This is a genomic window from Caballeronia sp. S22, from assembly GCF_964261745.1.
Lineage (GTDB): Bacteria > Pseudomonadota > Gammaproteobacteria > Burkholderiales > Burkholderiaceae > Caballeronia > Caballeronia jiangsuensis.
Map to the genome: position 1 here is coordinate 255,924 of NZ_OZ180036.1, position 13,158 is coordinate 269,081.

Here is a 13,158-nt window from a genome sequence, read left to right on the forward strand (position 1 = left end):
CGCCGCATCGCGCTGCTGATTCCGGCATCAGCGTTTTCACCTAGCAATTCGAGGTTGACTCACGCGGTCGCGCGTCCGAAACTTTAGCCATACTGGTGTGATCACAGGTCACACGAACCGAATCCTTGCGGCAGCCGAACGAAAGTACGGAGGCAAGATGGTGGCGACACGCTCGACGACGGATTTACCCGCGCTCGAATTGGTTGCACGCGAAACGATGGCCGGCCGCGTCTATGCGCAACTGAGGCAGGCGATCATGACGGGCCGCTTCGCGCCCGGACAGTTGCTGAGCCTGCGCAGCGTCGCGGAAGCGGTCGGCTCTTCCACCATGCCGGTGCGCGCCGCGCTCACACGTTTGCAGGCCGAAGGCGCATTGATCGACGGCCCCGGACGCGCGCTGATGGTCCCGCCGATGACGCTCGAATTGCTCGACGAACTGCGCGACGTGCGCATCGCGCTGGAAGGGGCGGTCGCGAAGCGCGCGGCGTCGCGCATGACGCGCGCGCATCTCGAAGCCTTGCAGGCGATCTTCGACACGATGGACGCGCATGTCGAAGCCGGCGACGTGCCCGCGTATCTGCGCAGCAACTTCGAATTTCATATCGCCATCTACACGCACGGCGCGAGCGATCTCACGCTTGCGACGATCCAGAATCTCTGGATGCGCATCGGTCCGTTCCTGAATCTCGTCGCACCTGACATTCCTCATATGCGCCGTTCGATGGCCGCGCATCGCCATATCGTCGAAGCGCTCTGGAAAGGCGACGGCGAAGGCGCGCGCGCGGGTATCGAGGAAGACATCGGCGATGCCGCCGCCGATTTGCAGGAACGCCTGCAAGGCGGCGACATGTCGAACGAAGCAAGCGCCTGAGCTGCACGGCAACGACAACAAGAAAAGGAGACATGCATGACGGTTCTTCAGATGCTGAAACCGCACGCGGGCTTGCGCGTGCTCATCACGGGCGGCGCATCGGGCATCGGCCTCGTGATCGCGCGCGCCTTCATCGATGCGGGCGCGCGCGTGCACGTCTGCGATGCGAGCCCCGACGCGATCGATGCGCTGACGAAAGCCGAAGCGAGCGCGGAGTGCAACGCGATCACGTCGACGCTCGCGGATGTATCGGACAAGGAGGCCGTCGAGCGCGTGTTCGCCGATGTGCAGAGCGGACTCGGCGGACTCGACGTGCTCGTGAACAACGCGGGCATCGCCGGGCCGACGGGCGGCATCGAAGAACTCGATGTGAACGAGTGGGAAGAGACCATCGACGTCAATCTGAACGCGCAGTTCTACTTCGCGCGCCGCGCGGTGCCGCTTCTGCGCGATGCGCATGGCGGCGGCACGATCATCGCGCTGTCGTCCGTCGCGGGACGGCTCGGCTACGCATTCCGCACGCCTTACGCCGCGACGAAGTGGGCGGTCGTCGGCATGACCAAGAGCCTTGCGATCGAACTGGGGCCGTCGAACATACGCGTCAATGCGATACAGCCGGGCATCGTGAAGGGACCGCGCATCGAGCGCGTGATCGCCGCGCGCGCGAAGCAACTGAACCTGCCGTATGAAGAGATGGAGAAGCAATATCTCGCGAAGATTTCGCTGCGCCGCATGACCACGCCCGAGGAAATCGCGGCCACCGCGCTCTTTCTGTGCTCGCCCGCGGGCAGCGGCATCTCGGGGCAGGCGATCTCGGTATGCGGCAACGTGGAAGTCCTTTAAAACAACGAGGATCACATGGCAACGAAACGCAAGGTCATCATCACATGCGCGCCGACGGGCGCGATCCATACGCCTTCGATGTCGCCGCATCTTCCAGTGACACCGCAACAGATCGGCGATGCGGCGCTCGCGGCTGCGAAGGAAGGCGCCGCGATCCTGCATCTGCACGCGCGCGATCCGAACGACGGTCATCCGACGCAGGACCCCGCCGTGTTTCAGGAGTTCCTGCCGCGCATCAAGGCGAATACCGATGCCGTCATCAACATCACGACGGGCGGCAGTCCGCACATGACCGTCGCGGAGAGGTTGAAGCCCGCGCATCACTTCAAACCGGAAGTCGCATCGCTCAACATGGGCTCGATGAACTTCGGCCTCTATCCGATGCTGGAGCGCTTCAAGGACCTCAAGCACGAGTGGGAACGCAAGCATCTGGAGAACAGCCGCGATCTCGTGTTCAAGAACACCTTCGCGGATATCGAGTACATCCTGACGTCGTGCAGCGCGAACGGCACGCGCTTCGAATACGAGTGCTACGACATCTCGCATCTGTACAACCTCGCGCACTTCGTCGATCGCGGGCTCGCGAAGCCGCCGTTCTTCGTGCAGAGCGTGTTCGGTCTGCTCGGCGGCATCGGGCCGCATCCCGAAGATCTCGCGCATATGAGACGCACCGCGGATCGACTCTTCGGCAAGGACTACGTGTGGTCGATTCTCGGCGCGGGCCGCAACCAGATTCCGCTCGGTTCGATCGGCGTGGCGCAGGGATCGAACGTGCGTGTCGGCCTCGAAGACTCGCTGTGGATCGAGCCGGGCAAGCTCGCGGAATCGAGCGCGGCACAGGTGAAGAAGATTCGGCAGGTGATCGAAGGGTTGTCGCTCGATATCGCGACGCCCGCCGAAGCGCGGGAAATGCTCATGCTGAAAGGCGCGAGCGACACCAACTTCTGACGACGGAGGGCATCGTGAACGCGAGGCTGAAAGTAGTCGCGATGCCGACGGGCTGGCTCACCGTCGATCGCTCGTCGCAAGTGTATGGCCGCTACTTCGGCCAGCAGATTAAGGTGCCCGTGTGGTCGACGGCGATCGTCGGCGCGCAGAAGAAGATCGTCGTCGATACCGGCATCCACGATCCGGGCTGGGTCTCGAACTTCGTGTGCCCATGCGATCAGGCGCCGGAAGAGAAGCTCGAACGCGCGCTGAAGGAGTATGTCGGCTGGAGCGCGGACGACGTCGATATCGTCATCAACACGCATCTGCATTACGACCATTCCGGCGGCAATACGCTTTTCAAGAATGCGCGCTTCATCGTGCAGGCGGCGGAGTGGGAATACGCGGGCCATCCGCTGCCGACGCAGGCCACGTATTACCAGGAGTTCCTGATCGGCCGCGAGCCGCTCGCGTATTTTCGCTGGCAGTTCGTGAACGGCGTGACCGATATCGTGCCCGGCGTGCGCGTCGTGCCGACGCCGGGCCATACGCCGGGGCATCAGTCCGTCGCGGTCGATACGGAAGAAGGCGTCGTGCTGATCGCGGGCGATTGCGCGAACTGCATGGAGAACATCGTCGATCTCGTGCCGGTGGGCATCGTGCACGAAACGCTCGCGGAGATCGGCTCGCTTTCGCGCATTCGCCAGATCGCCGATTTCGTCATACCCGGACACGACCCGAACGTCGTGCCCGGCAGTGCAGGCATTGCCTTGCCCGCGAGCGCTCGTCTGCCGCACGTCCGTTGATGGAAGCGCCCGCTTCATAACCATACGAAGACCGGAGGAAGACATGAAAGCATTGACGCAGTCGATTCGTCATGCGGGACGGGCCGCGCTCGGCCTCGCGTTCGCGGCGGCGCTCGCCGTCTCGGGCCAGGCGCACGCGGCCGGCAAGTACAAGATCTTCTTGTCGATGAGCTATGTCGGCAACGACTGGCAGACGGAAGCCGCGAACATGGTCAAGGCGATGGCCAATACGCCCGCCCTCAAGGACAAGGTCGATCTCGAAGTGCAGGTCGCGGGCACCGATGCGCAGAAGCAGATCCAGCAGATCAATTCGATGGTGCAGGCCGGAGCCAAGGCCATCGTCATCTATCCGATCTCGCCGACGGCGCTCAATCGCGCGATCAAGAATGCGTGCTCGAAGGGCGTCGTCGTCGCGGCGTATGACGGCGAAGTGACCGAGCCTTGCGCGCACAACGTGACGATCGATCAGCATCAGGCCGGCACCGTCACCGCCGAATGGCTCGCCAAGACGCTCAACGGCAAAGGCAATGTCGTGATGATCACGGGCGTGCCGGGCACGTCCGTGGACCGCGCGCGCACCGAAGCGGCGAAGGCCGTGTTCGCGAAGTTCCCCGGCATCAAGATCGTCGCGGAAGGCACGGGCATGTGGAGCCAGGCGACCGCGAAGACCGAGCTCTCGAAGATTCTCGCGACCAATAGCTGGGACAAGATCGACGGCCTGTGGATGCAGGTGGGCTGCTTCACGGCGGCGTCGATGCAGCTCGAAGCCGGTATCGCCGACGACAAGATCAAGCCGTGCGCGGGCGAATCGTCGAACGGGCATCGCGTGCAGATGTTGCCGCCCGGTGAAGTGAAGGGACAGGGCGGCTATCGCTCGATCGGCTATCGCTCGATTTCCTACGGCGCGCCGCCGTACTCCGGCGCGATGGCGCTCAAGATGGCCGTGAAGAAGCTCGACGGCGGCGATTTTCCGGCGCGCGTGACCCTGAAGCTGCCGCTCGTGCTGACCTCGGAATCGAAGCTTTGCAAGACCGGCAGCATCGATGAACTGAAGGCGGGCTGCACCGCGTTCCCGCCGGATAAAGTGCCGCCGGGCTGGTTCGCGGACATCTACTCGGAAGACACGAAGGAAGTGGGCTTCAACGCGGCGCTGACGGGTAATCAGGACTGAGATCGAGGCATGACGATGAACGACGCATCATTGGCGATCGATCTGTCGAAAGTGACGAAGCGCTTCGGCGCGACCGTCGCGCTCGATGGCGCGTCGTTCTCGGTGAAACGTGGCGCGGTGCATGCGCTGCTCGGCGAGAACGGCGCGGGCAAGTCCACCACGGTCAAGCTGTTGTCGGGATTGATGCAGCCCGATGCGGGCAGCATTCGCGTGATGGGCCGCGACGTACATATGCGCGGCCCGAAAGACGCGCATCGCGCGGGCGTGCAGACGGCGTTTCAGGAGATGACGCTCGTGCGCGATCTCACGGTCGCGCAAAACCTGTTGATATCGTACGAGCCGACGAGTTTTCTCGGGCGCATCAAACAGCGCGACGCGCAGCGGCAGGCGGCGGAATGGCTCGACCGGCTCGAACTGCCGGATGTGCGTCCGGGCGCGTATATCCGCGATCTTTCGTTGCCGGTGCGGCAGAAGATCGAGATCGCGAAGGCGATCGTGCGCCGCCCGAAAGTGCTGCTGCTCGACGAACCGACTTCGGCGCTGTCGGGCCGCGATGTCGCGTGGCTTTCGAGGCGCATCGACGAACTGAAGGCGAGCGACGTGACCTTCGTGTTCATCTCGCATCGCATGCAGGAAGTGCGCGAGTTCTGCGACAGCCTCACGGTGTATCGCAATGGCCGCGACGTGGGCGCATTCGACGCCGCCGATATCTCCGATGACGAAGTGATCCGCCTCGTCATCGGCCGCTCGATGGAGGCGAAGTATCCGCCGAAGGTCGCTTCCGTGATAAGCGACGCGACGCCGGCGATCGAGACGCGCAATGTTCGCGTCGATGGCGTCGTGACCGATTTCGATCTCGTGGTGAAGCCCGGCGAAGTGCACGGCATCGCGGCGCTGCAGGGCATGGGGCAGCGCGAATTGTTCGAGGCGCTCTTCGGCGCGACCTATATCGACGATGGCGAAATACGCATCGACGGCAAGCCGGTCACGCTCACCTGCACGGCGGATTCGCTGAAGGCCGGCGTATCGACGAGCTTCCTGCCGGAGGATCGCAAGACCGAAGGGCTGTTCCTGCGTCTGCCCGGCGGCGAGAACGTGTCGCTGCCGGTGATCGGCCGCTATTCGCGCTTCGGCCTCATCGATCGAAAGCGGGAGCAGGCCGCGATACGCCGCTCGCTTGCGCAGATGGAGGTGAATCCGCGCGCGCTCTACAAGCCTTGTCTGTCGTTCTCGGGCGGCAATCAGCAGAAGATCGCGATGGCGAAGTGGCTGCTCACGCAAAGCCGCGTGTGGCTCATGTTCGATCCGACGCGCGGCATCGACGTCGGCACCAAGCATCAGATCTTCGTGTTGATGCGCGCGTTCGCGGCGGCGGGCGGCTCCCTGCTGTTCTATTCGACCGATGTGCCCGAACTCGTCAACGTATGCGATCGCGTCTCGGTGATGTATCGCGGCCGCAATGTCGGCGAGCTGACCGGCGACGCGCTCACCGAAGAGAACGTGATGCGCAAGATGCTTTCCAGTTGAGAGGTTGCTCATGAAGATAGCCGTTGCGTCGCCCGATAGCGAGGTCGTGCGGCCGGGCGCGCGCGTGGGTTGGGGCGCGCGCATCGATCATCATCGCGGGCTCATCATCGCGATCAGCGCGTTGCTCGCGATGCTCGCCGGATGGGTCGCGCTGTCCGCGACGCCCGTCGGGCTCTACGACATCGGCTCGGTGATTTCGAGTGCGACCACCCTCGCGCTCGCGGCGATCGGTCAGACGATCGTCGTGTTGTCGGGCGGTTTCGATCTGTCGGCGTCGGCGGTCGTGTCGCTCGCCAATGTGCTCGCGGTGCGCTTCGTGCAGGGATCGCCCGTCGAACAATGGGCGGGCGCCGCGCTGATTCTCGCGATCGGCGGCGGCATCGGCCTCGTGAACGGCGCGCTGATCGCATGGTTTCGCCTGCAATCGATCGTCGTCACGCTCGCGACGATGTTCATGGTGCAGGGCCTCACGCTGCTGATCCAGAACAAGCCGGGCGGCAGCGTCGGCGACCAGTTCGGCGCGGTGCTCACGGCCGATCTCATCCCCGACAAGATGCCGATGTCGGCGGCCCTGCTGATTCTCGCGTTGCTGATCTGGTCGTTCATCAAGCGCACGCGCTTCGGCGTGGGTCTCTATGCGCTCGGCAGCGATCCCGATGGCGCATACGCGAACGGCATGCCGGTCACGCGCTATCGCATCTCGACATATGCGCTCGCGGGCATGTTCTACGCGGCGGCGGGCCTGTATGTATCGGCGCAGACGGGTTCCGCCGATCCGCTCGTCGGCCGTCCCTTGCTGCTGTCGATGTTCACCGCGGTCGTGCTCGGCGGCACGCTGCTCGGCGGCGGACGCGGTGGCTGCGTCGGCACCGTGTTCGCCGCGATGACGCTCATGATCACCGTGAACATTCTGCTCGTGCTGAACGTGTCGGCGTTCTTCACGACGATCGCGGAAGCCGTGATCCTGATGCTCGCGGTGCTCGGTTCGTCGATCGGCAAGCAGTCGGCGGCGAACGAATGCGCGCGTCACGCAGCGCAGTGGTTCAAGGCGATACGAACCGGAACACGCGCGCGCGACGACAGTCACGCGCGACGCGTCACGTTCGAGGTCGACGATTTCCGTCCGGTCGAGAACACGGAGTTGAAGGGCCGTCCGATCGCGGACTGGATCGAACGCAATCGCGAATGGGTCAAGTATGTCGTTCCGGCGTATCTGCTGTTCTTCGCGGTGGTGATCATCACGGGCTTCGTCTACGGTCCCGGCGTGCTCGTCAGCGCGAATTTCTACACGAGCCTGCTCACGCTGACCTTGTTTCTCGCGATTCTCGGACTGGGGCAGGGCGCGGTGATTCTGACGGGCGGACTCGATCTCTCGATGCCCTGGCTCATCACGCTGTCCGGCGTGCTGTTGACAGGGCTCACGCACGGCATGAACGGCGCGGCCGCGTGGGCGGTGCCGGTGGTGCTGCTCGTCGGCCTGCTCGTCGGCGTGTTCAACGGCGTGGGCGTCGTGATGCTGGGATTGCCGCCCATCGTCGTCACGCTTGCCGCGAACGGCTTGCTGCAGGGTCTCACGCTGATCTATTGCAACGGCTCGCCGCAAGGATGGTCGCCCTCGGCGATCAGCGAATTCACCAACGGACGAGTCGGGCCGCTGTCGCTCGCGGCGTGGAGCGTGCCGGTGTTTCTCGTCATCGCGCTGGTGCTGCTGCATCGCACGCCGTTCGGGCGTCGCGTGTATGCGGTCGGCAATTCGCCTGTCGCCGCGAAGCTCTCGGGCGTGCGCGTGGGCACGACGTTGATCGCGGTTTATTGCCTCTCCGGTCTTTGCTCGGCGATCGTCGGCCTGCTGCTCGCGGGGTTCAGTTCGCAGGCGTTTCTCGGCATGGGCGATCCGTATCTGTTGCCTTCGATTGCCGTGGTCGTGGTCGGCGGCGCGCTCATCACCGGCGGTCGCGGGCACTATCTCGGCGTGTTTGGCGGCGCGCTGCTGCTCACGGCGCTCGGGACCTTGCTCGCGGGCACCACCGTGCCGCCCGCGGTGCGGGACATCATCAACGGGCTCGTCGTGCTGGCCGCTGTCATCACGTTGCGGGACAAGAAAGGCTGAACCAACTCGAATGAGGGCGACACACAGATGCAAGCGAAGAACATTGCGGTGATCGGCTCGGGCCGCATCGGCCGCGCGTGGGCGATCGTTTTTGCGAAGAGCGGCTTCGACGTGAAGATTCACGATGCATCGACGGAGATGCTCGGCGGTGCGATTCCGTCGATCCGCGAGAGCCTGGACGATCTCGCGTCCTTCGATCTGATCGATGAACCCGTCGACGCGATCGTCTCACGCATCAACACATGCGAAAGCCTCGCCGATGCCGTCGCCGATGCGGATCTCGTGCAGGAGAACATCGCGGAAGTGGTGGAGGCGAAGCGCGCGTTGTTCGTCGAACTGGATCGCCTGACGAAGCCCGATGCGCTGCTTGCGAGTTCGACCTCGGGCCTGCCCGCATCGACATTCACAGAAGGTATCGAAGGCCGCGCGCGCTGTCTCGTCGCGCATCCGGTCAATCCGCCGTCGCTCGTGCCGCTCGTCGAGTTGTGCGGTGCGCCGTGGACTTCGCATGACACGGTGGAACGCGCCCGCGCCATCTACGAACGAGCTGGACAAAAGCCCGTGACCGTCAACCGGGAGATTTCGGGGTTTCTGCTGAATCGCCTGCAAGGCGCGCTGCTCGACGAAGCGTTGAGTCTCTACGAGCAAGGCTATGCGAGCGCCGCCGATCTCGACACCGTGATCCGCGACGGGCTCGCGATGCGCTGGTCGTTCATGGGGCCGTTCGAAACCATCGACCTGAACGCGCCCGGCGGCGTGGCCGATTACGCGGCGCGTTACGGCGGCACATATCGCACGATCGCATCGGGGCGCAAGCCGTTCGACTGGCCAGCCGACACGCTCGATAAGCTCGATACGGAGCGCCGCGCCGTCTTGCCGCGCGAGCGTATCGAGGAACGCAGCCGCTGGCGCGATCGCCGATTGATGGCGTTGCTTGCGCATCGGCGCGATATCGAGGACGGTGAAGCCTAACCCAAGGAGACGACGATGCCCGAAGTACGCTTGCTGGTCGATGCGAACAATCATCTCGGCGAAGGGCCGCTCTGGGACGTCAAGGAGGAGCGGTTGTACTGGATCGACAGCACGGCGGCGGAGATCTATAGCTGCCGTGCCGATGGCAGCGACGTGAAGCGCTATTTCGTGCCGCGTCATATCGGCTCGATGGCCTTGCGCGAGCGAGGCGGCGCGGTGGTCGCGCTCGCCAACGGCCTGCATTTCTACGACTTCGACGCGCAGACCGTGCAGTTCATCGCCGACCCGGAAAGCGACGATCCCGAGACGCGTTTCAACGACGGCAAGGTGGATCGACGTGGCCGCTTCGTCGCGGGCACGATGTCCTACGATTTCGATCGCTACGACGCCGATCGCGGCCAGCGCTCGACGCGCAGCGGCGGACTCTACCGGCTCGATACGGATGGCAAGGTCACGCGCCTCGACAGCGGCATCAGTTGTTCGAACGGCCCATGCTGGAGCCCCGACAACAAGACGTTCTACTTCACCGACACATACAGCAAGGAGATGTACGCGTACGACTACGACATCGAAACCGGCGCGGCGACGAACAAGCGTTTGTTCGTCTCCGCGCACGACATGGCCGGCACCTTCGATGGCGCGACCGTCGACGAGGAAGGTTACGTCTGGTCCGCGCTCGTGTTCGGCGGCCGCATTCTGCGCTTCGCGCCCGACGGCAAGCTCGATCGCATCGTGCCGTTCCCCGTGCGCAATCTGACGAGCGTGATGTTCGGCGGACCGAATCTCGATATCCTCTATGTATCGACGATGGGCCGTCCGATGTGGGGCATTCCGCAGAAGGAGCGCGACAAGGGCGGCTTGTTCGCGGTGACGGGCCTCGGCGTGCGTGGCATTCCGGAGCCGCGTTTCGCGGGTTGATGCATGAGCGTTATCATTCGGGCCTCAGGGTCACGAACGGTATCGCCCGATATGGATACGAACAAGCTCATCGCGTCGCTGCCCGCGCGCATCGACGCGATCGTCTCGCGCGGCGCGCAGGCGCATCCCGATCACATCGCGTTGCATGAGGACGCGCGCACGCTGACGTATGCGCAACTCGACGATGCCGTCGATGCGCTCGCCGCACGTCTTGCAGCGGCGGGCGTGCGAGCCGGCGATCGCGTGATGCTGATCGGCGAGAACAGCGTCGCACTGGTCGCATCGCTCTTCGCCGCGAGCCGTCTCGATGCATGGGCGCTGGTCGCGAATGCGCGGCTGTCCGCTGTCGAACTCGATGCGATCCGCGCGCATGCGACGCCGCGCATCGCGCTCTATACCGTCGAAGCATCCGAAGATGCCGCGCGTCATGCACAACGCGATGGCGCTGCGATCGAATCGCTCGAAGCAACGCCGATCGGTGCGTTTGCACTGAGTGCCGTCGATAACGCTTCCACGCAGGAACCGCACGGCCTGCCTTCGGACCAGCAATGCGCGGCGCTCATCTACACAACAGGCACGACGGGCGCACCGAAGGGCGTGATGCTGTCGCATCGCAATCTGCTCTTCGTCGCGGCGGTATCGAGCACGCTGCGCCGCGTGAGTTCCGGCGATCGCGTCTACGCCGTGTTGCCGATCTCGCATGTGTTCGGTCTTGCGTCCATGTGCCTCGGCTCGCTCCATGCGGGCGCGTCGTTGCGGCTCGCGGCACGTTTCGATGCCGAGCGCGCGGGACGCGTACTCAGCGACGAACGCATGACGATCTTTCAGGGCGTGCCCGCGATGCACGCGAAGCTCATCGATCATTTCACGCCGCGCGGCGGGCTGAATGCGCCGTCGCTGCGATTCGTCTATTGCGGCGGCTCGCCGCTCGACATGACGCTGAAGGCCGCGGCCGAAGCGTTTTACGGCGTGCCCTTGCACAACGGCTACGGCATGACCGAAAGCAGCCCGACCGTTTCGAACACGCTTCTCGATGCGCCGGCACGCGATTCATCCGTCGGTCCGTTGATACCGGGCGTCGAGGCGCGCATCGTGCCGCTCGCGCAAGCAGACGACGCCGACGATACCGGCGAACTATGGATTCGCGGCCCGAACGTGATGCTCGGCTACTACCGCGATGCGGCGCAGACAGCGGCCACGGTGACCGCCGACGGCTGGCTCAAAACCGGCGATCTCGCGCGCTTCGAGAACGGCAATCTGTATATCGTCGGACGCAGCAAGGAACTCATCATCCGTTCTGGCTTCAACGTGTATCCCGCCGAATTGGAGCAGGCGTTCAACAGTCATCCTGCCGTGCTGCATTCCGCCGTGATCGGGCGAAGCGCGGTGGGCAACGAGGACGTGCTCGCGTTCGTCGAACTGAGGCCGGGTTGCATGGCGGACGAGCGCGAACTCGCTCAGTGGGTGAGCACACGGCTAGCGCCGTACAAGCGGCCTTCCTCGATCCGCATTCTCGATGCGCTGCCGGTGTCCGCGAGCGGCAAGGTGCTCAAGCATCGGCTCGGGATGCTCGCTAGTTAGTCGCGGATGCAACCGGCTTGATCGCGGCTTTCGTGTCCTCGCCGGCGCCCCCCAGCGACTGGAAGAGCGCAGCCGTGTCCGAAAGGCGGTTCGCTTGCGCGACCGTGTAATCGAGCTGCGTTTGCAGCGCCTGGCGTTGCGTGTCGAGCAGATCGAAACGGCTCACGCCGCCTGCCGTGTAGCGCGCGCCCGTGGTATCGAGGTTCGCTCGTGCTTCGCTCGCCGCGATCTCGCGCGCCTGCACGGTACTCGCGTCGTTCTGTAGCGCGGTCAAACTATCGGCGACTTGCTGGAGGGCTTCCAGCACGGTTTGTCGATAGCCTTGCATGGCTGCATCGTAGGCGGCTTCCGCAGAACGCTTTTTCGCGCGCAGCTCGCCGCCATGAAACAGCGGCTGCGTGAGATTCAGGCCGACATTCCACACGTTCAGGCTGTTGAGCATGTCGTGGATATTCGTGCGCTGGCTTCCCACGCCCGCCGACAGCGAGAACTTCGGATAGAGATCGGCCGTCGCCACGCCGACATTCGCGCTCGCCTGATGCAGCAGCGCCTCGGATGCGCGGATATCGGGACGTTCGCGCGCGAGCGTCGAAGGCAGCGTGAGGGGAACGCTGTCCGGCAGACGCAGGGAATCGAGCGTGATCGCATCGAAATCGGCGACGGACGGTTCGACGCCGAGCAGCACCGCAAGCCGATGATCGGCCTGATCGCGCTGCGTGACGAGCGATGGCAGACCCGCGCGCGTTTGCTCGACGAGCGTGCGCTGGCTGCGCACATCGAACGATGCGACGCCGCCCGCTTGCAGGCGGCCTTCCATGATCGACAACTGCCTCATCTGCGCATCGACGAGGCGCTCGGTAAGCGTGATCTGCTGCTGCAATGAAGCGCGCCGGATCGCGCTCGCGACGACATTGCCCGCGATAGAAAGACGCGCCGCGTCGAGTTCGAAGGACTGGTAATCCACTTGCGCGCGCAACGCTTCGAGCGCGCGCCGCTCGCCGCCGAAGATATCGAGCGTGTACGACACGCTGACCGATGCATCGTAGAGCGTGAAAGGCCCGGGGCTCGGAATGGGCACGCCGAACGCAGCGGGGTCCACCTTTTGACGCGTGCCGGAAAGCGAGGCATCGACGGCGGGGAAGTACGTCGCGCCGGCTTGCGCGCGATAGTCTTCATGCGCTTGCAGAAGCTTCGCGCGGGCTTGTTCGAGCGTCGGGCTGTCGTTCAATGCGCGATCGACGAGACGGTTCAGCGCATCGGAGCCGAATTGCGTCCACCAGCGCGGCAACGCGTGATCGATGGCGGGAAAGCCTTGCATCGCGACGGAAGTCTTGACATAGCTCTGCGTGTCGGGCGGCGCGGGCGCGTGAAAGTCGGGGCCGACCGTGCAGCCGCACAACACGAGCGCGCAAAGGGAAAGAAGCGGTTTCAT

At 64.3% G+C, this 13,158-nt stretch carries 11 protein-coding genes; 10 read left to right on the top strand and 1 reads right to left on the bottom strand.

Going from position 1 to position 13,158, the window contains the following annotated elements:
- Nucleotides 1-157 precede the first annotated feature (157 nt).
- The 10 genes from ACEN42_RS16290 to ACEN42_RS16335 are packed head-to-tail and all read left to right on the top strand — an operon-like array spanning nt 158 to nt 11,726.
- The gene (locus tag ACEN42_RS16290) at nt 158-871 is read left to right on the top strand and encodes a GntR family transcriptional regulator (protein ID WP_238218335.1); all 714 of its coding nucleotides are present in this window, start codon (nt 158-160) and stop codon (nt 869-871) included.
- Between the two features lie 36 nt (nt 872-907).
- Nucleotides 908-1,714, top strand: a complete 807-nt coding sequence (locus ACEN42_RS16295) for an SDR family oxidoreductase (RefSeq protein WP_238218336.1) — start codon at nt 908-910, stop codon at nt 1,712-1,714.
- Between the two features lie 15 nt (nt 1,715-1,729).
- Nucleotides 1,730-2,662, top strand: a complete 933-nt coding sequence (locus tag ACEN42_RS16300; protein WP_371881835.1) for a 3-keto-5-aminohexanoate cleavage protein — start codon at nt 1,730-1,732, stop codon at nt 2,660-2,662.
- A 14-nt stretch (nt 2,663-2,676) separates the two neighbouring features.
- The gene (locus ACEN42_RS16305) at nt 2,677-3,447 is read left to right on the top strand and encodes an N-acyl homoserine lactonase family protein (RefSeq protein ID WP_238218337.1); all 771 of its coding nucleotides are present in this window, start codon (nt 2,677-2,679) and stop codon (nt 3,445-3,447) included.
- A gap of 43 nt (nt 3,448-3,490) precedes the next feature.
- Entirely contained in the window at nt 3,491-4,618 is a 1,128-nt protein-coding gene (locus ACEN42_RS16310; RefSeq protein WP_035510627.1) for a sugar ABC transporter substrate-binding protein, read from the top strand.
- A gap of 15 nt (nt 4,619-4,633) precedes the next feature.
- Nucleotides 4,634-6,145 (top strand): sugar ABC transporter ATP-binding protein, encoded by a 1,512-nt coding sequence (locus tag ACEN42_RS16315; RefSeq protein ID WP_371881836.1) that lies wholly within the window; start codon nt 4,634-4,636, stop codon nt 6,143-6,145.
- Between the two features lie 10 nt (nt 6,146-6,155).
- Nucleotides 6,156-8,255, top strand: coding sequence for an ABC transporter permease subunit (locus ACEN42_RS16320; protein WP_371881837.1), 2,100 nt, complete (start codon nt 6,156-6,158; stop codon nt 8,253-8,255).
- 27 nt (nt 8,256-8,282) lie between these two features.
- Nucleotides 8,283-9,227: a 3-hydroxyacyl-CoA dehydrogenase gene (locus tag ACEN42_RS16325; RefSeq protein ID WP_371881838.1), complete on the top strand. Its 945-nt coding sequence runs from the start codon at nt 8,283-8,285 to the stop codon at nt 9,225-9,227.
- 15 nt (nt 9,228-9,242) lie between these two features.
- A complete protein-coding gene (locus ACEN42_RS16330; protein ID WP_187605593.1) occupies nt 9,243-10,145 on the top strand; it encodes an SMP-30/gluconolactonase/LRE family protein in 903 nt (300 codons plus the stop codon).
- Nucleotides 10,146-10,196: 51 nt separating this feature from the next.
- Nucleotides 10,197-11,726 carry a class I adenylate-forming enzyme family protein gene (locus ACEN42_RS16335; protein ID WP_371881839.1) on the top strand — a complete coding sequence of 510 codons (1,530 nt, stop codon included), beginning with the start codon at nt 10,197-10,199 and terminating at the stop codon, nt 11,724-11,726.
- Here the strand turns inward: ACEN42_RS16335 and ACEN42_RS16340 are convergent.
- Complete coding sequence (locus ACEN42_RS16340) at nt 11,719-13,158, bottom strand: efflux transporter outer membrane subunit (RefSeq protein ID WP_371881840.1); 1,440 nt, start codon at nt 13,156-13,158, stop codon at nt 11,719-11,721. The genes ACEN42_RS16335 and ACEN42_RS16340 overlap by 8 nt on opposite strands.